Annotated in this window: 17 protein-coding genes; 8 read left to right on the top strand and 9 right to left on the bottom strand. The window is 72.8% G+C overall.

Translation table 11 applies throughout. The annotated features are described in order from the left end of the window. Window positions 1-405 precede the first annotated feature (405 nt). Window positions 406-873: a hypothetical protein gene (locus tag VGI02_RS12610; RefSeq protein WP_331627723.1), complete on the bottom strand. Its 468-nt coding sequence runs from the start codon at window positions 871-873 to the stop codon at window positions 406-408. A 64-nt stretch (window positions 874-937) separates the two neighbouring features. Between VGI02_RS12610 and VGI02_RS12605 the strand changes: the two genes are divergently transcribed. Then, window positions 938-1,624, top strand: coding sequence for a GH12 family glycosyl hydrolase domain-containing protein (locus tag VGI02_RS12605; RefSeq protein ID WP_331627722.1), 687 nt, complete (start codon window positions 938-940; stop codon window positions 1,622-1,624). Window positions 1,625-1,765: 141 nt separating this feature from the next. After that, window positions 1,766-3,427, top strand: coding sequence for an acetolactate synthase large subunit (locus VGI02_RS12600; protein WP_331627721.1), 1,662 nt, complete (start codon window positions 1,766-1,768; stop codon window positions 3,425-3,427). Window positions 3,428-3,439: 12 nt separating this feature from the next. Here VGI02_RS12600 and VGI02_RS12595 read toward each other — a convergent pair whose 3' ends face one another. Together VGI02_RS12595 and VGI02_RS12590 are read right to left on the bottom strand one after the other, a co-directional pair. Then, the gene (locus VGI02_RS12595; RefSeq protein ID WP_331627720.1) at window positions 3,440-3,895 is read right to left on the bottom strand and encodes a pyridoxamine 5'-phosphate oxidase family protein; all 456 of its coding nucleotides are present in this window, start codon (window positions 3,893-3,895) and stop codon (window positions 3,440-3,442) included. 31 nt (window positions 3,896-3,926) lie between these two features. Continuing rightward, window positions 3,927-4,142 (bottom strand): DUF2795 domain-containing protein, encoded by a 216-nt coding sequence (locus VGI02_RS12590; protein ID WP_331627718.1) that lies wholly within the window; start codon window positions 4,140-4,142, stop codon window positions 3,927-3,929. A gap of 139 nt (window positions 4,143-4,281) precedes the next feature. Between VGI02_RS12590 and VGI02_RS12585 the strand changes: the two genes are divergently transcribed. Continuing rightward, a complete protein-coding gene (locus tag VGI02_RS12585) occupies window positions 4,282-5,502 on the top strand; it encodes an MFS transporter (protein ID WP_331627717.1) in 1,221 nt (406 codons plus the stop codon). A gap of 64 nt (window positions 5,503-5,566) precedes the next feature. Here VGI02_RS12585 and VGI02_RS12580 read toward each other — a convergent pair whose 3' ends face one another. Beyond that, window positions 5,567-6,193 carry a class F sortase gene (locus VGI02_RS12580; RefSeq protein WP_331627716.1) on the bottom strand — a complete coding sequence of 209 codons (627 nt, stop codon included), beginning with the start codon at window positions 6,191-6,193 and terminating at the stop codon, window positions 5,567-5,569. A gap of 16 nt (window positions 6,194-6,209) precedes the next feature. Then, window positions 6,210-6,731 carry a hypothetical protein gene (locus VGI02_RS12575; protein WP_331627715.1) on the bottom strand — a complete coding sequence of 174 codons (522 nt, stop codon included), beginning with the start codon at window positions 6,729-6,731 and terminating at the stop codon, window positions 6,210-6,212. Window positions 6,732-7,259: 528 nt separating this feature from the next. Here VGI02_RS12575 and VGI02_RS12570 point away from each other — a divergent pair. The 3 genes from VGI02_RS12570 to VGI02_RS12560 all read left to right on the top strand — a co-directional run bounded on the left by VGI02_RS12570 (window position 7,260) and on the right by VGI02_RS12560 (window position 11,279). Next, window positions 7,260-8,765, top strand: a complete 1,506-nt coding sequence (locus VGI02_RS12570) for a CoA-acylating methylmalonate-semialdehyde dehydrogenase (protein WP_414638250.1) — start codon at window positions 7,260-7,262, stop codon at window positions 8,763-8,765. Window positions 8,766-8,870: 105 nt separating this feature from the next. Further along, complete coding sequence (locus VGI02_RS12565; protein WP_331627714.1) at window positions 8,871-9,614, top strand: alpha/beta hydrolase; 744 nt, start codon at window positions 8,871-8,873, stop codon at window positions 9,612-9,614. 156 nt (window positions 9,615-9,770) lie between these two features. Then, window positions 9,771-11,279, top strand: a complete 1,509-nt coding sequence (locus VGI02_RS12560; RefSeq protein ID WP_331627724.1) for a nucleobase:cation symporter-2 family protein — start codon at window positions 9,771-9,773, stop codon at window positions 11,277-11,279. On the opposite strand, the gene VGI02_RS12555 is transcribed toward VGI02_RS12560, so the two are convergent. Then, window positions 11,236-13,314 (bottom strand): S9 family peptidase, encoded by a 2,079-nt coding sequence (locus VGI02_RS12555; RefSeq protein ID WP_331627713.1) that lies wholly within the window; start codon window positions 13,312-13,314, stop codon window positions 11,236-11,238. The genes VGI02_RS12560 and VGI02_RS12555 overlap by 44 nt on opposite strands. 93 nt (window positions 13,315-13,407) lie before the next feature. Here VGI02_RS12555 and VGI02_RS12550 point away from each other — a divergent pair, with 93 nt between their 5' ends. Beyond that, entirely contained in the window at window positions 13,408-14,109 is a 702-nt protein-coding gene (locus VGI02_RS12550) for a M24 family metallopeptidase (protein ID WP_331627712.1), read from the top strand. Between the two features lie 36 nt (window positions 14,110-14,145). Here the strand turns inward: VGI02_RS12550 and VGI02_RS12545 are convergent, their stop codons facing one another. Next, complete coding sequence (locus tag VGI02_RS12545; RefSeq protein WP_331627710.1) at window positions 14,146-14,466, bottom strand: antitoxin; 321 nt, start codon at window positions 14,464-14,466, stop codon at window positions 14,146-14,148. 506 nt (window positions 14,467-14,972) lie between these two features. Then, the gene (locus VGI02_RS12540; protein WP_331627709.1) at window positions 14,973-16,343 is read right to left on the bottom strand and encodes an NAD(P)/FAD-dependent oxidoreductase; all 1,371 of its coding nucleotides are present in this window, start codon (window positions 16,341-16,343) and stop codon (window positions 14,973-14,975) included. A 314-nt stretch (window positions 16,344-16,657) separates the two neighbouring features. Here VGI02_RS12540 and VGI02_RS12535 point away from each other — a divergent pair, with 314 nt between their 5' ends. Further along, a complete protein-coding gene (locus tag VGI02_RS12535) occupies window positions 16,658-17,059 on the top strand; it encodes a PPOX class F420-dependent oxidoreductase (protein ID WP_331627708.1) in 402 nt (133 codons plus the stop codon). Between the two features lie 9 nt (window positions 17,060-17,068). Here the strand turns inward: VGI02_RS12535 and VGI02_RS12530 are convergent. Next, window positions 17,069-18,236, bottom strand: a 1,168-nt coding sequence (locus tag VGI02_RS12530) for a cytochrome P450 (protein ID WP_331627707.1), incomplete at its 5' end; no start/stop codon positions are given.

Raw genomic sequence — 18,236 nt, 5'->3', positions numbered from 1 at the left:
GACACCCCAGTCGAACGTGAAGGGCAGCGCCTACCTCAAGACCGGCATCTACCGCGACGAGTCGATCAAGCAGGACAGCACGCTGTTCCTGAACGACCTCAAGGTCGGGAAGACCCTCGACCAGGTCTCCGGTCTGGCCGGCGCCGGCGGTGGGTCGGGGACCGCGAGCGCGACGGACGCCGCCGGAGGGGCGTCCCGTACGACACCCGCCTCCGACGGTGCGTCCACTGCGGGAGCGGTCGCCGCGCCGACGTCGACAGCGCCCTCGTCCGCGTCCGCGTCGGCCGACACAGGAGCCACGGCATCCGGGACGGGCACCGGAGACGCCGGTTCCGGGACCGGTACGGGTGCCGCGGGATCTGCGACGGGTGCGGGTGCCACGGCATCCGGGACCGGCTCGACGGCCTATGACTCGTCCGGCTCCGGCTCCGGCTCGGCGGCGTCCCGTTCGAGAACCTCCGCGTCACCCGCGTCCGCGTCGACGGGCACAGAGGCGACCGCTATCGGTTCGCCCGCCGCATCGACGTCCAGCCGCGCGACGGCCGCCGGATCTGCAACGGCCGCCGGATCTACGGCCGCCGGCTCGGCGGGCGGGGGTTCGACCGAGTACGGCTCGACGGCTACCGGCGCGGCGGGTGGGGGTTCGACCGGGTACGGCTCGACCGGGGTGGGGACGGCGGCGACCGCCACGGCGGGGCCGACCGCAACGACAGGGGCCGGCGTCGCGACGGCCGCGTCACCCGCGGACGCCGGATCACCGACGGCCCGAGCCGGCGCCGGCTCCTCGACGGGCGCCGGCACCGACACGGGTACCAGCACCGGCACCTCGACGGGCACGGCGACCGGCGCCGGCGCCGGGTCGAGCAGCCCCACCACCGGCACGGGGACGGCCGGCGGCGGACAGGGCGCCGGCGGACAGGGCACCGGCGGACGGCAGGTGTGCGACAAGTTCGGGTCCACCGACGTCGACGGCGGCCGGTTCATGGTGCAGAACAACGAGTGGGGAGCCTCGGACGGTCAGTGCGTGACCGCGACGACCCAGGGCTTCACGGTGAACTCCGGCGAGCACGCCAAGAATGACGCTCCGGCGTCCTACCCGTCGATCATGTCGGGCTGCTGGATGGGGACCTGCACGCAGGGCACGACCCTGCCGACGCGCATCAGCGACCTCGGCCCGATCAGCTCGAGCATCGCGGGCGCGATCCCCGCGGGTACGAAGTCCAACCTGGCCTACGACGTCTGGGCGGACAGCACGCCGAAGAAGAACGGGCACAACGACGCCATGGAGCTGATGATCTGGCTGAAGGAGACCGGTGGGATCAAGCCGATCGGGCAGCAGTCCGGCACCGCGACGATCGGCGGCGCGACCTGGGAGGTCTGGAAGGGCACGAACGGCGGCGTGAACGTCATCTCATACGTCCGCCAGGGCTACGTCGACCAGGCGAACGACCTGCCGATCACCGACTTCGTCAAGGACGCGGTCGCGCAGGGCTCGGTCCAGGCGACCGACTTCCTCACCAACATCCAAGCCGGGTTCGAGCCCTGGACGGGCGGGCCGGGCATGGCGCTGAGCCGGTTCGAGGTGGGCTACGGGGGCGTCGCGGCGACCCCGGGCCCCCGGTGAGCGATCTCTCGGGCCCACGGCTGGACGAACCGGCCGCACCACGGAGGATTGATGGCGACCGGAGCGAGGCCGACGGACGGGTGAATCCGGGCCGTCATGGGGTACAGCACCGGTCGTCAGCGATCTGTGGGGAGCGTGACCGTGAGGGCCAGCGATCTGTTCGTGCGGTGCTTGGAGGCCGAGGACGTCGAGTACGTGTTCGGCGTGCCGGGTGAGGAGAACGCCGACCTCCTGATGTCGATGCGGGATTCGAAGATTCGGTTCGTGCCGACGCACCACGAGGCCGGCGCGGCATTCATGGCCGACGTCTACGGCCGCCTCTCGGGCAACCCGGGGGTGTGCCTGTCGACCCTCGGGCCGGGCGCGTCGAACCTGGTCACCGGCGTGGCGAACGCCAACATGGACAACTCGCCGGTGGTCGCGATCACCGGGCAGGGCGCGACGACGCGTCTGCACAAGGAGTCCCACCAGGCGATGAACGTCGTCGAGATGTTCACGCCGATCACCAAGTGGACGACGTCGCTGCGGGACGAGACGACGATCCCCGAGGTCATCCGCAAGGCGTTCAAGCTCGCCGGGGCCGAGAAGCCCGGCGCGACGCACGTCGAGCTGCCCGAGGACATCGCCAAGCACGAGGTCGACAGCGCGCCGATCGTGCCGCCGGAGAAGGTCCGCAGGCCGGTGCCCGACGACAAGTCGATCCAGGCCGCTCTCGATCTCATCGCCCGCTCCGAGCGCCCGGTGCTGCTCGTGGGCCAGGGCTGCGTGCGCACCCGGGTGAGCCGCCAGCTGCAGCGGTTCGTCGACGAGACCGGCATCTACGCCGGCATGACGTTCATGGGCAAGGGCGCGCTCTCGGACCGTCACGAGCGCAGCCTCTACGCCGTCGGCCTCGGCTCCCGGGACTACGTGACCGAGGTGTTCGAGGCCGCGGACCTGGTCATCGCGGTCGGGTACGACATGGTCGAGTGGCCGCCGTCGCGCTGGAACATCGGGCGCAGCAAGCGGCTCCTGCACATCGACTTCGACCCGGCCGAGGTCGACGGGGCCTACCGCCCGAACGTCGAGATCGTCGGGGACATCGCGGCCGCCCTCTGGGCGATCACCGAGGGGCTCACCGACGAGCAGCGCTTCCCCGACGTCGAGGCGCACGCCCGCGCGCGGGCCCACCTCACCGAGGAGATCAGCGAGGGCGGGTCGGCCGCGGAGGCCGAGACCGGCGACTTCCCGATGAAGCCACAGCGCATCCTCGCCGATCTGCGGGCCGAGATGGGCGACGAGGACATCCTGATCTCGGACGTCGGGGCCCACAAGATGTGGATCGCGCGCCACTACCCGACCTACGATCCGAACAGCTGCATCATCTCCAACGGCTTCTGCTCGATGGGGATCGCGGTCCCGGGCGGCGTGTCCGCCTCGCTCGTGCATCCCGACCTGCGCGTCTGCGCGATCTCGGGGGACGGCGGGTTCCTCATGAACGGCGCCGAGCTCGCGACGGCGGTGCGGCTCGGGGTCGCGCCGGTAAACCTCGTCTGGGAGGACAACGGCTACGGGCTGATTTCCTGGAAGCAGGAGGTGGAGTTCGGCAGGCATTTCGGCACCGACTTCCCCTCGCCGGACCTGGTCAAGATCTCCGAGGGGCTCGGGTGCCACGCGCGCCGACTGACCTCGGCCGACGAGCTGCGCCCGGCGCTGAAGGAGGCGTTCGACCAGCGCGACCGGCCCTCGGTCATCGTCGTCCCGGTCGACTACCGGGAGAACGTCAAGCTGACCCGGCGTCTCGGGCAGCTGATCGCGCACTGACACGCCGGCGGGTCAGGTCCGTTCCACCTCGCGGACCTGGCCGCCGGGCCGCCACGACGTGATGATCAGGCGGTCGCCCGACGGGGCGATCCTGGTCAGCACGATCTCGGTGACGTCGACCGCGAAGTAGGACCCGTCGGGGCCCTCGCCGGGCCGGGCGATCGCGTGCAGCCGACCGGACACCCTCGCCTCGCCCGGCCACCCCGTCGGGTCGTCCGCCGGCGGGTCGACCGAGGGCGAGTGCAGCGCGACCCGCGGGTCCCGTCCCACGTCCGCGAGCTTCATCGATCCGGGCATCATGCCGAGCGTCAGCTCGCCGTGCTCGAACTCCGTCTCGATGCCGCTCAGGCGCGGCGACCCGTCGCGGCGCAGCGTCGCCATCGTCTTGTGCTTCCCGCGCCCGAACAGTGCCCGCACCACGGCGGCGGGCTCGGGAGCCGCCTGCTCCACCTCTGACCAGCTCGTCACACCGCAGGTCTAGCAGCGCCCCCCGACGACGTCACCGGTTGCTGGTCGTCCCCGGCCGATGCGGCACGGCCGACACCACGTCGTCGATCGAGCCGTAGCGGGCCTCGGGCAGCCCGGCCAGCGCGGTGAGCGTGGCATCGTCGATCTCGCCGCGGTCGGTCGCGTACTCCACGAGCTGGTTCCGCGTCGCGGGGAAATCCATGCCCTGCAGGGCCTTGCGCACGCGCGCGTCGTCGTGGTCGGTCATCGTCGTCCTCCTCGACTCGAGGCCCGTCCGCGGGCTGTCCGGGAGGCACCGGGCCATGTGTCTGGCTGCCCGGCGGGAGGCGAGGCCCACACGTGCACCTGCGGGCGCGTCGGGCACCGGTCGGTGAGAGTGGGGAGTCGTGACCACGCCCTCGGCCAGTCGGGAGCGGCCCGCGGCCGCCCCGCCCGTCGGCGGGCCCCTGCTCGCGGCGGCCGTCCTGCTGGTCGCGCTCAACCTGCGGGGACCGATCGTCGCCGTCGCGCCGGTCGTCGATGCGATCCGGGCCGACCTCGGGGTGTCGGCCGCCGTCGCGGGCCTGCTGACGAGCCTCCCGGTGCTCGCCTTCGCCGTGGCCGCGCCGCCCGCCTCCTGGATGATCGGCCGGCTCGGTCCGGAGCGGGCGATGCTCGTCGGGCTCGCGGTGCTCGGGGGCGGGACACTGCTGCGCTCGGCGGACGGGGTGGCGGGGGCGCTCGCCGGGACCGCCCTGATCGGGGCGGGCATCACCGTCGGGAACGTCGTCGTGCCGGTGGTGATCGGCCGGGACTTCCCGCACCGCTCCGGTGCCCTGCTCGGCGCCTACACCGCGACGATGAACGTCGGCTCGATGATCACGCTGTCGATCACCGTGCCCCTCACCGACGGCGTCGGGTGGCGGATCGCGCTCCTGGCCTGGCTGGTCGTCGCCCTCGCCGCGGCCGTGGTCTGGACGGTGGCGACCCGAGGACGCAGACCGGGCGCCGCCGTGAGCTCCACGCCGGACGGGACCACCTCCACCGAGCGGAGCCCCTGGCGCCGACCCGTCGGGTGGCTGCTCGTCGCGGCGTTCGCCTGCCAGTCGTTCAGCTACTACGGACTCACCGCCTGGCTCCCGGAGATCCTTGCGGACCTGCGCGGGCTCGGCGCGGCGAGCGCGGGCGTCGCGTCCTCGTTGTTCCAGATCTTCGCGGTCGCCGGCGCCCTGGCCACCCCGCTCGTCCGGAACCGGACGGGCAGCCTGCGCCTGGCGTTCGTGCCGGTCGCGCTCGGCTGGCTGGCCCTGCCCGGAGGCCTCCTCCTCGCGCCCGCGGCGTGGCCGCTGTGGTGCTCGCTCGGCGGCGCGGCCCAGGGTGGCGGCTTCTTCGTCTTCTTCTCCGCGGTCCTCGCGGCGTCCCGCACCACCACCGAGAACCGCCGCCTCGGCGCGTTCATGCAGACCGGCGGGTACGCGATCGGTGCCCTGGGACCGACGGTCGTCGGCGCGCTGCACGCGACGGCCGGGGATCCGGCGGAGGCCTGGGCGCCGGCGCTGGCTCTCGTGCTGGGCGCGCTCGTGGTCCTGACGGCCAGCGGGTGGGCCGCGGCCCGGCCCCGCACCTGAACGACGACGCGGCCGCCGCCCCGGAGAGGGACGACGGCCGCGTCGGGTCGTGGCGAGAACCGGATCAGGTCTTCCGCACCTCGGTGAGATTCGCGTAGACGATGACGTTCGACAGGTAGTTGTGGTCCGCCCTGTCGAGCACGCCCCCACAGGTGATGAGCCGGAGCTCGGAGTCCGGGGTGTCGCCGTACACGTCGTTCGACGGGAAGCTCGACTTCGGCACGGTGTCGACGTGCGAGACCGTGAAGACCGCGGTCTGGCCGTCCGTCCGGTCGACGAGGATCTGCTCGCCGGCCTGCACCCGCCCCAGATCGGCGAAGATGCCCGGCTTCCCGTTCCCGTTGATGTGCCCGAGGATCACGGCCGGCCCGAGGGCGCCCGGGGTCGGGCTCCTGTCGAACCAGCTCGCCTGCATCGGGGCCGACAGCGGCGGGACGGCCAGCTCACCGTCGGACTGCAGGCCGAGCGGGATCAGCGACGAGGTCGCCTCGATCGACGGCACCGTCACCCGCGTCGGCGCCGACGCGGCGAGCAGGATCGGGGCGCCCCCGTTCTTGCCCGGACCCGACGTGATCCCGACGACGAGGGCGACCAGGCCGAGCAGGACGACGATCGCGATCGAGATCTTGTTGGTGGCCGAGTTGGTGCGGCTCTCTCCCCTGGGGGGAGTCTCCAGTGTGGTGCTCACCATCTGTCCCGTCTCCCCGTCACGGACCGTACGAACCGTCGCCGGTGTCCACGCCGCCCTTGGGCATGGTGGTCACCTGGGTCACGGAGACTGGCGCGTCGTCCGACCCGCTGCCGGTCGAGCAGCTGCAGTAACGGTGGCCGTGTCCGCTGTCCCAGTACCTGTTGCCGGTGTAGCTCTTCCCCGGGCCGTAGTACTGCGGCGGGGCGTAGATGGTCTCGGTGCTCGGGCCGGAGGTGGTTGTCGTCCCCGGCAGGCCCGGCAGGGTGAAGCCGAGCGCCCCGCAGAAGATCGCCGCCGGGCTCTGCAGCGCGGAGGACAGGCCGGTGGGGTCGAGCCCGCCGAGCGTGGAGACGACGGTGCTGCACGCCGTCGTCGGGTCTGTACCTGTCAGGTCGGGCAGCCCGGGGATGGTCGGCAGCGTCGTCGGGAACGACGGGAAGGACGTGATGCTGCTGGGGATCGAGATGAGGGCGTTCGGGCTCAGGAGCCCGGCGGACGACGACGACCCGGTGTCGGGGTCGAGGGCGTCGGTCGGCAACGGGAGCGACGGGACGGAGATCGATCCGGACGAGCCCGAGCCGCCGGAGCCCGACGACGAGCCGCTCGACCCCGACGAGCTCCCGGATCCAGAGGACCCTGAGGAGTCCGACCCCGAGGAATCCTGCGACGCAGAGGACGACCCGCCGGTCATGCCGCTCACGAGGCCGCCCACGGGATCACTCGGCTGCGAGCTCCCGCCGCTGCCCTCGTCGGCGAAGGCGACGCCCGTGTAGGCCGACCCGACCAGTACGACTCCTGCGGCGATCGCGCCCAACCTCCGCGCGAGGGTCGCCCTACTGGGACTCATGTCTACCGTCCTCATCCACGCTGATCGACAGGCCCCGACGCCGATGTGTCGGCGGCCTCACCAGCGCTGTTACAGCGAGAACGACCTCATCGTGAAGAAAGAGGACACAACCTGGTCACGGTGTTCGATCATGACCGACGGACAGCGCCGCCCGATGGGCGTCGAGGGGGGCCCGGACGGGAACTCCGGCCGACGAGACGCCGACCCCAGGAGGACACCGTGGCCGAGATCCTGCAGCACCGGGCGGGCGGGAAGGCCCTGGCGAGCACCGGGGACCGGACCGGCGACGTGACCGACCCGGCGACGGGCGCCCTGACGAAGCAGGTCGCCTTCGCCTCGCCCGACGACGTCGAGCGCGTGGTCGGCGCCGCCCGCGAGGCCTTTCCCGGCTGGCGCGACACCTCGCTCACCAAGCGCACCCAGATCGTGTTCCGGTTCCGCGAACTGCTCAACGCGCGCGCGGGCGAGCTCGCCGCGATCATCACCTCCGAGCACGGCAAGGTGCTCGCGGACGCCGCAGGCGAGGTCGCGCGCGGGCAGGAGGTCGTCGAGTTCGCCTGCGGGATGCCGCACCTGCTCAAGGGGTCGGCGACGGCGAACGCCTCGGCAGGCGTCGACGTCCACTCGATCCGGCAGCCGCTCGGCGTCGTCGGGATCATCTCGCCGTTCAACTTCCCGGCGATGGTCCCCATGTGGTTCTTCCCGATCGCGATCGCCGCGGGCAACACCGTCGTGCTCAAGCCGAGCGAGAAGGTTCCGGGCGCGGCGCAGTGGATGGCCGACCTGTGGGCCGAGGCCGGGCTGCCCGACGGGGTCTTCACCGTGCTGCACGGGGACAAGGTCGCGGTGGACGGACTGCTGACCCACCCGGACGTGAAGAGCATCAGCTTCGTCGGCTCGACCCCGATCGCCCGCCACGTCTACGAGACCGGGACCGCGCACGGCAAGCGGGTGCAGGCCCTGGGTGGGGCGAAGAACCACATGGTCGTCCTGCCCGACGCCGACCTGGACCTGGCCGCCGACCAGGCCGTGAACGCCGGCTTCGGGTCGGCCGGGGAGCGCTGCATGGCGATCTCGGCCGTCGTCGCGGTCGGCCCGGCCGGTGATCCCCTCGTCGCGAGGATCGCCGAGCGCGCGACGGGTCTGCGCACCGGCGACGGCAGGCGTGGCACGGACATGGGCCCGCTGGTGACCCGGGCCGCGCAGGAGCGCGTCTCGGGCTACGTCGACGCGGGGGAGGCGGCGGGCGCGGACGTCGTCGTTGACGGCCGGACCGGCGAGTTCGACGCCGAGGGTGACGGCTTCTTCGTCGGCCCGACGCTGTTCGACCACGTCACCACCGACATGACGATCTACACCGACGAGATCTTCGGCCCGGTCCTCTCGGTGCTCCGCGTGGACACCTACGACGAGGCCGTCGCCCTGGTCAACGCCAACCCCTACGGCAACGGCACGGCCCTGTTCACCCACGACGGCGGCGCCGCACGGCGCTTCCAGCAGGAGGTCGAGGTCGGGATGATCGGGATCAACGTCCCGGTCCCGGTCCCGATGGCCTACTACTCCTTCGGCGGCTGGAAGAACTCGCTGTTCGGGGACACCCACGCCCACGGCACCGAGGGCGTCCACTTCTTCACCCGCGGCAAGGTCGTCACCTCCCGGTGGCCCGACCCGGCGTCCTCCGAGCACGGCGGCGGGCTCGATCTCGGCTTCCCGACCAGTGAATGATCCGTGGCCGGTTTACCGCAGGGTGACGAAAGGGTAACCGGCGGTCGCTGGTCGCAGGGTTGCAGCAGCCGTCTCCGTCAGGTGGTCGCAATGTGGTGGAACTCCATGGTGGGCCTGGGCCTCGAGCAGGCGGGCCGCGCGACCATCGGGCTCACGGGCCTGCGGCACCGCTCGGTCGGTGTCCAGGAGGCCGTCGAGCACCCGGGTGACGGGCCCGTCGTCCTCCTCGGGGGCCTCGGGGAGACCCGGCCGTGCCTGGACCCCATGACCCTCTGGCTCACCCGGCTCGGGTACGACGTGACGCCGTACACGATCGCCGCGGGGATGGGCTGCTCGCAGCGCACCGTCACCTCCCTCACCCGTCGCGTGCGCGAGCTCGCCGACCGGGCCGGGCAGCCGGTGCGCCTCGTGGGGCACAGCCGCGGCGGACAGTTCGGCCGCGCGGTCGGGGTCGAGGCACCGGACGCCGTCTCCCACCTCGTGACCATCGGGACCCCGTTCGACCTCTGGGGCCTCTCGGCGCCCATGGCCGCCGCGGCGTGGGCCCTCGCCGTGGCAGGCACCGTGGGCGTGCCGGGTCTCTACGGGCTGGGCTGCCTCGTCGGCGGACGCTGCTGTGCCCGCTTCCGGGAGTCGCTGCGCGCCCCGTGGCCCGACGACCTGCCCTTCACCAGCATCTACAGCCGGGCCGACGGCGCGGTGCCGTGGCGGGCCAGCCACGACCCCCACGCGCACAACGTCGAGGTCCGCCACGGGCACGTCGCCCAGCTGACCTCGGCGGCCACCCAGCGAGCCGTCGGAGCCGCGCTCGTCCGCGCCCCGTACGAGCCCCTGGCCGTCGCGGCCTGAGTCCCGAACGGCTGCGCTCGTCCGTTCCGTCCGATTGGTCGGGTCCGGACACGGGGGTGTGACGCGCGGTTCGGGTCGCCGTCACGGAGCGCGTTCATCGTGGGCGACGCCTCACCCGGCCTGGTGCCGGGACGCGCCGACCCGCTGGAGACCGCCGTGACGTCACCCGCGCCCCCGCAGGACGCCGTCCACCCCGTGGACGAGGTCCTTCCGCTGCCCCGGCTCCTGGTGCTGGGCCTGCAGCACCTGTTCATCATGTACGCCGGGGCCATCGCGGTCCCCCTGATCGTCGGCCCGGCGGTGGGGCTCGACGAGTCCGACATCGCGATCCTGGTCAGCGCCGACCTGCTGATCTGCGGGATCGCGTCGATCATCCAGTCGGCCGGCATCGGGCGGATTCTCGGCGTGCGGCTGCCCGTCGTCGCGGGCGCGACGTTCACCGTGCTCAACCCGATGATCATCATCGCGACGTCCTACGGGGGCCGCGACGGCCTGCCCTACGTCTACGGCGCCATGATCATCGCCGGCATCTTCGGGCTGATCATCGCCAAGCCGTTCTCGATGATCATCCGGTTCTTCCCGCCGCTCGTCACCGGCACGGTCATCGCGATGATCGGGCTCTCGCTCATCGGCGCCAACATCGGCCTCATCGCGGGCGACAAGACCTCGACCTTCACCGCCGAGATCCCGAAGCTCAACGCGGCGGGGCAGCCCTTCCTCGACGAGGACGGCAAGGTCGCGATGATGACCAACCCCGACTCCGGGCAGGTCTCCCACATCGTGCTCGCCGCCGTGGTCGTCGTCCTGATCGTGGCGTTCGCCCGCTTCCTCCGCGGTTTCCTCGGTCAGACCTCGGTGCTGCTCGCGATCGTCATCGGCACCATCATCGCCATCCCGATGGGGCTGGTGGACTTCTCCGCGGTCGCGTCGAGCGGGTGGTTCGGCATCGCGCAGCCGTTCCACTTCGGTCCACCGAAGTTCGCGGCGGCGGCGATCATCTCGATGTGCATCGTGATGCTGGTGACCTACGTGGAGTCCACCGCGGACATGCTCGCCGTCGGTGAGCTCACCGGGCGGGACCTGAGCCCGAACGACCTCGCCCGCGGCCTCGCCGTCGACGGTCTCTCGGCGTTCCTCGCCGGCTTCATGAACTCGTTCCCGGACACCGCCTACGCCGAGAACGTCGGCCTGGTCAGCATGACCAACATCAAGAGCCGTTGGGTCGTGACGGTCTGCGGGGTCGGCCTGGTGATCCTCGGCCTGGTCCCGAAGGTCGGCGCGATCGTGGCGGCGCTGCCCGGCCCGGTGGTGGGCGGCGCGGCGACGGTGATGTTCGCGATGGTCACCGCAGTCGGCATCCAGACGCTGCACAAGGTCACCTTCGGCGGGCCGAACAACCACAACCTGCTGATCATCGCGGTGTCGTTCTCGATCGGGCTGATCCCGACGATCCAGCCCGACTTCTACGACCACTTCTCGTCGGACTTCCAGGTCATCTTCGGCTCGTCGATCACGTCCACGGTCATCGTCGTGTTCGTGCTGAACCTGGTGTTCAACCACTGGCTGCCGAACTTCCCGCGCAAGGCGGGCGCGGTGGAGGCCGCCGTGGACGCCGGCGCGGTCAGCCCGGACGAGGAGGGGGCTCCCCAGCGGAGCGAGGTGTGAGCGACGCTCCGCCCGCCGCCGCTGCGCCGGCAGCGGGCGGAGCACCACCGAGGTGGCGGGCGAAGAAGTCCAGGATGATCTCCGCGCGGGTCACGCGGTGCCGTGGCGAGCCGCCGCGGGAGAGGTCGTGGCCCTCGTCCGGGAAGCGCCAGTACTCGACCTCCCGGCCGAGCAGGCGCAGCGCGAGATAGAGCTGATCGGCCTGTTCGGGCGGGCAGCGCAGGTCCTCGTCGGAGTGCAGCAGCAGCATCGGGGTGCGGATGTCGGCGGCGTGGGTGACCGGGGACAGCCGGGTGTAGAGGTCCGGCCGGTCGAGGTGGGTGAGCCCGCCGAACTCGAAGCGGAAGAAGCCCGCCGCGTCGGAACCGCCCCACTCCAGGGAGAGCAGGTTGTTCGCGGCGCGCTCGCTGCACGCCGCGGCGAACCGGTCGGTGCGGGCGGCGAGCAGCGTCGTCATGAACCCGCCGTACGAGCCGCCGAGGACGCCGACGTGCGCGTTGTCCAGGGCCGGGTCGTGGGCCAGGGCGGCGTCGAGCGCCGCGAGCACGTCGTCCGCGTCGACCCCGCCCCAGCCCGTGCCGGGGACCTCCGGTGCCTCCGTCGGCCGGATCGCCTGCAGGAACGCCTCGGTGTCGCCGGTCGAGCCGTGGGGGTTGCACCAGACGACGGCGTAGCCCGCGCCCGTCCACAGCGCGAACTCGTCGAACCAGGCCGTCGGGTACTGGGTCATCGGCCCGCCGTGGACGGAGAGCAGCACGGGGACGCGGTCGCCCGCAGGCACGCGCGGCCGCAGCAGCCACACGTCGATCTCGCCGCCGCCGGGCGAGGGCACCCGCAGGTGCTCGGGCTCGGTGCCGGGCACGTCACGGTGGAACCCGGCGGAGAGCGCCGTCAGCCGGGTCTCGACGCCGTCGCGCACCACCGCGAGCTCGGGGCGCTCGGTCGGGGACGTCGACACCACCGCGAGGGTGCCCGCGGCCTCGTCGTACCCGACGATCGCGCGGGTGCCGCCGAGCACCGGCTCGGGGGGAACCCCCGAGCCGACCGAGCCGTCGGTGCGCACGCGGTACAGCGGCTGGGTCCCGTGGTCCTCGACCGCGAAGAGCAGCTCGTCGTCGCCACGCCAGACCGGGGCCCGCAGACCGACCATCGGCGACGCCTGCCGGTCGAGGCCGCGGGTGAGCACCGTCGGGTCCCCGCCCGCCGTCGGGACGGTCGCGACGCGGCCGAACGACGGCACCACCGTCATCTGTTCGGCGAGCACCGCGATGCGGGTGCCATCCGGGGAGAACGACGGGTGCGTGAGCGACGTCGTCAGCTCCGCGGTGAGCGGGCGCAGCTCGCCCGCGTGCTCGCCGTCGACGTCGACGAGGTGCAGGGCCTCGATCATCGTCAGGTCGGCGTCCGGGACGTCCCGGACCGTCGAGACCGCGAGCGCGCGGCCGTCCGGTGACCAGGCCGGCGCACCGAGGTCGTAGCGGTGCGCGACCAGTAGCCGCGGCGGTGTGGGGGTGTCGGTCGCGACGACGAACACCGCCCGCGGCCGGTCGACGATCCAGCCCTCGCCGTCGAGCTTGGGGAACAGCCGGTCGATGCGGCGGGGAGGCTTGGAGGTGCCCTCGCCCGGCGCCGTCATCGGGGCGGCCTCCGGTCGCGGCTCCCGCGAGTTGAAGGCCAGGGTGGTGCCGTCGGGCGACCAGGCGAGCCCGCCCACGGGCTCGGCCCGGTCCGCGAGGACCACCGGCTCGCCCGGCTCCCCGACCGGCATGACCAGCAGCCGGTGACGCCCCTCCGAGGAGCGGGCGAACGCCAACCGGGAGCCGTCCGGGGACCAGGCCGGGTTCGCGTCGGACACCTCACCCGCGGTGAGGGGCCGCGCGGTCCGCGAGCCGTCGGCGGGGGCGAGCCACAGGGCGCTGCGGTAGCGGTCGGCTTCCAGGTCGACGCGGGTGACGACGACGACGATGCGGGTCCCGTCGGGGGAGACCCGCGGGCTGCTCGGGGTGACCAGGCGTCCGATGTCGGCGGGCTGCACGGTCCGGGACGCTAACGTCCCGCGCCGCGTCGCCGCGGTCGGATCCCGAGGGTGGTCTTCCGTCGCGGCGGCCGGCGGGGTGAGGATCGCGTCGTGGACGCGACGAGCACGCTGGACGAGGACGACCGGACCCGGTGCCTCGTCGAGGCCGAGCAGCACGCCGCTGAGCTGTTCGCCGAGATCGGCAGGCGCGGGCTGATCGCCCCCGGGAGGTGGGAGTCCGAGGTCAGCCTGGCCGTGCGGGATCTCGGCGCGGAGCTGTTCGGAACCTCTCGCCACTGGCACAAGCGGGTCGTGCGTTCCGGGGAGAACACGCTGGCGCCCTACGCGGAGAACCCGCCCGACCGCCGGATCGGTGAGGACGACATCGCGTTCGTCGATCTCGGCCCGGTGTTCGCCGCGTGGGAGGCCGACGTGGGCCGGACCTTCGTGCTCGGGGACGACCCCCGCAAGCACCGCCTCGCCGACGACCTGCCCCGCGTCTGGGAGTCGGGGCGCGCCTGGTTCGACGAGCGGCCGGACGTCACCGGTGAGCAGCTGTACGCCCACGTGCGCGAGCTCGCCCGGGATGCGGGGTGGGAGTTCGGCGGCCCGCACAGCGGCCACCTCGTCGGCGAGTTCCCGCACGAGCTGATCGACGCCGAGCGGCTCCACAGCTACATCACGACCGGCAACGACACCCCCATGCACCGGGCGGTGGACGCGTCCGGGCGCCGGTGCCACTGGATCCTCGAGGTGCACCTCGTGGACCGCGAGCACCGCATCGGTGGCTTCTTCGAGCAGTTGATGAGCTGAGGGGTCGAGCCCGACGACCCGCGTGGGCCCGGCCGGCTACCGGTCGGTGCGCTCGCTCGGGTAGCGCTCGGTCCCGAAGCCGTTGTTGCTCCCCACCCCGCCGGTCCGGTGCTGCTGCGGGCCGTACTGGCCGGCCTGGCTCGGGCCGAACCGGGCGGCGCCGGGGACGCTGGTCTCCTTGCGGACCTGGCGCAGTGCGGTGTCGAGCTGACGCCGGAAGCGGCCGTGGGTGCGCTGGTCGACGAACGTCGCGGCCTGATCGGCGTACCGGTTGACCTTGTCCGGGTTCTGCCGCGCGTACTGACGGGCGGCGGCCACGGCGGCTCCGAGGGCGGCCACGCGACGCATCAGGGCCATCTGCTGCACCAATCCGGTCGGGTCGGCCCCCGGCGTCGAGACCGGAGGCGGGTCCCTCCTGGGTACCACGAACGGGTCCGGGGGAACCGGCCGGGTCCCGGACCTTCCGCGCACCGATCGATCGGGCACCAGCCGGCCGGGCGTCATTTCCCCGGAATTCCCGCGATTCCCCGCGAATGGCACATGAGTAGCCGGGCAGCACACCTCCGGGCCTGGGGGGGTAGGCCCGGATTTCGTCGGGGGGAGACGTTGCTGCCCGGCTACCAGAACAGAGTAATCCACTCTGTGGGGCCCCAACAAGACAGCAGGGCTGTGAAAGTGGTGTGGGGCCCGTAGGTGTCGCGACCCGCCTGTCAGCAGCGGCAACGCCCCGGGCGGTTGCCCGGCGGGTCTGGTCGGACACTTCGCGATCGAAAGGCTGTTCGGAGTCCGGATCCCCTGTGTGTTCCACAATGCCAAGCGGTGATCCGTTTCTGCGGTCGCCCGCCGCGGAATCGCGCCGCGGATCAGTTCGGGCCGCTCGCGTGAGGAAAGCCGAGGTGATGCTGGGGGACCTCGGGCGACGCGGTGTCGAGTGGCACGGCGGGTGAACGCACGAGGCCCAGTTGGGCGCTCTGACGCGGCTGGACGGCCTCCAGCGCCCAGTCGGCGGCGGTACGGAGGCGATTGCCGGGCATGGCGGCCAGGTGGTAGGCGCGCGTCACGACCTTGGCCGGCAGGCCGGTGAGCGGCACGTGCAGCGGAGCCGCCGCCGCATGGAACCCACCCAGGTCCACGACGAAGCCGAGGTCACGGTGGCGGTACGGGCGAGCGGATCCGTGCCCGAGCGACGCGGCCAGGTTGCGGCCCGCGAGCGCCCCCTGGCGGACCGCGTGCTGAGCGGTCATCGCGGTGTACTCCCCGGGCCGGCTCGGGTCGGGCACCGCGGCGGCGTCCCCGCAGGCGTACAGCTCCGGGCGGCCGGGGACCTGGAGGGTCTCGTGGACCACGACCCGGCCGCCGTCGACCGCGATGTCGAGGCTCTCGATGAGGGGGTCGGCGCGCACGCCGACGCACCAGAGCAGGGTCCGGGTCGGCAGCCGTTCCCCCGAGCTGAGCAGCACGCCCTCCTCGGTCGCCTCCTCCATCGTCTCGTGGGTGTGCACCTCGAGCCCGCGCTTGCGCAGGACGGCGTCCGCGGTCCGTGAGAGGTGCGCGTCGAGGCCGGCGAGGACCTCGCCCCGGCTGACCAGGACCCAGCGCATCTCGTCCGGGTCGAGGCCGCGGCTGCGGGCGAGCGCGCGGGTGAACAGCTGGCCCTGCGCGGCGACCTCGGTGCCCGTGTATCCCGCGCCGACCACGACGAACGTGCACCGCGCCGCGCGCTCGCGCGGGTCGTCGCACATCGCGGCGAGGTCGATCTGCCGGATGAGGTGGTCGCGGAGGTAGAGCGCCTCCGGCACCCCGCGGAACCCGACCGCGTACTGGTTGATCCCGGGGACCGGCATCACCTTGTGCACGCTGCCCGCCGTGAGGACCAGCCGGTCGTAGGACATCCGGTGCTGGACCCCCTCGGGGTCGAGCCACCCGATCTCGCGGCCGTCGAGGTCGATGTCGTCGACCTCACCGGGCGCGTGGCGCACGCACGACGGCAGGGCGTCCGAGAGCGCCACGGCGATACGACGCGGCTCGAGGATGCCGCCCGCGACCTCGGGGAGCAGCGGCAGGTACAGGAAATAGTTCGTGGGGCTGACGACGACGATCTCGACGGCGCCGCGCATCCGTCGGGCCAGCGACTTCGCCGTGTGGAACCCCGCGAACCCGCTCCCGATGATGACCACGCGCGGCGGTCGGGCGCCGTGTCCGTCGACGGGGTCGTCGGCTCCCGGAATGCTCATGCCCGGAGGGTGCCCGACCGGAGCGCGACCGTGGGACCACGGCCCGTGATGACCGCGTGTCGGTCGCGTGACGGTCGTGTTGTGGGTGTGGCGTGGCACGCGGACCGGAAGGCGACCGCCCGCGCCGGCGGAGAGAGCCCGATCACGTCATCGCGCTCGTTGGAGTCCTCGCCCGGCCCCGAAGAGGCGGTCGACGCCGCGTTCGCCGTGCTGCGGCGGGGATGGCCTTCTGTGATCGATGACGCGCTGTGAGGTTCGTGGCTGTGCGTGGTGGGGAGGCGACGGGTATCGACGATCATGTGACGGCATCACTCGTGACCCTCGGAGACGAGCCCTACGTCTCGTTGACCACCTTCCGCCGCTCCGGCGAGGCCGTGGCGACCCCGGTGTGGGTCGTCCGCGACGGCGCCGCACTCGTCGTCTACGCCGTCGGCGAGAGCGGCAAGGTGCGGCGCATCCACCACGACTCCCGCGTCGAGCTGCGCGCGTGCGACCGCCGGGGTCGCGTCGCCGCGGACACCCCGACGGTGCGCGCGACCGCCGTCGTCGACGAGTCGCCCGAGGGGGCCGGTCTCACCGAGCGTCTGCTGCGGCGCAAGTACGGCTGGGAGTTCGGCGCGCTCCGGCTGCTCCAGCTCGCGGAGCCCTTCCTGAAGCGCTCGGGCCGTTCCCGCGGCCCGCAGACGCGGGTGTCGCTGCGCCTCACCCCGATGTGAGGTGCCGGGTCACCACGCGACGGGCAGCTCCACCAGGCCGTGGATCGCGCGGTGCGAGGCGAAGTGGACCTCGTCGTCGGGCACGGCCAGGCGCAGGTCCGGGAAGCGCCGCAGCAGCGCCGGGAACGCCACGCGCATCTCGAGGCGCGCCAGCGGCGCGCCCAGGCAGTGGTGGATTCCGTGCCCGAACGCCACGTGGGGTGCCGAGGCACGGGTGACGTCGAGGCGCTCGGGGTCCTCCAGCAGGGCGGGATCGCGGTTCGCGGCGGGGAGGTTGAACGAGACCAGGTCCCCGCGGCGGATCGTCACCCCGCCGAGGACGACGTCGGCACGCGCCAGCCGCGGTGACCCCGAGTTGACGATCGCGAGCCAGCGCAGCAGCTCCTCCACCGCGCCCGGCACCGCGTCCGGGTCGTCGCGGACCAGCGCCAGCTGCTCGGGATGCCGCAGGAGCGCGAGCGTGCCCAGGGCGAGCATGTTCGACGTGGTCTCGTGCCCGGCGACGAGCAGCAGGTTCGCGATCCCGACCAGCTCGTCGTCGGCGAGGTCGTCGGCGTGCTCGCGGACCAGCATCCCGAGGAGGTCCTCGCCGGGGTCGCGGCGGGCACCGGCGACGAGCCCCTGCATGTAGGCCAGCGCCTCCGCGGCCAGTGTGACCCGCTCCTCCTCCGGCAGCGTCATGTCGAGCTGGCGGGCGGTGCGGGCCTGGAACTCGTCCTGATCGGCGATCGGCACGCCGAGCAGCTCGCAGATCACCAGCGACGGGATGGGCAGCGCGTACGTCGACACCAGGTCGGCGGGCGGCCCGGTGCGCTCCAGCGCGTCGAGGTGCTCGGTGACGATCTCGACGATGCGCGGCTCGAGACGGCGCATCCGGCGCACGGTGAACTCGCCGGTGAGGAGCCGTCGCAGGCGGGTGTGGTCCGGCGGGTCGAGCGCGAGCAGGTTGCCCGCCCGCTCGCCGGAGAGCTGGCGCGGGTCGCGGCCGGTCTCCCCGAGGTCCGCAGGCGTCCAGCCGTTGGCGAAGTCGTCGGCGTCGCCGAGCATCGACCGGACGTCGTCGTACCGGGTCAGCAGCCAGGCGGTCGGCCCGAACGGGGTGGGGACCCGCACGATCCCCTCGCTCTCGCGGACCGCGACGACGTCGGGGGCCGGGCCGAAGCCGTCGCGGCGGGTG

The organism is Actinomycetospora sp., from assembly GCF_036497245.1.
Classification (GTDB): Bacteria; Actinomycetota; Actinomycetes; order Mycobacteriales; family Pseudonocardiaceae; genus Actinomycetospora.
Note: the sequence above shows the minus strand (reverse complement) of the source record. Positions and strands in the feature narration are given on the sequence as shown.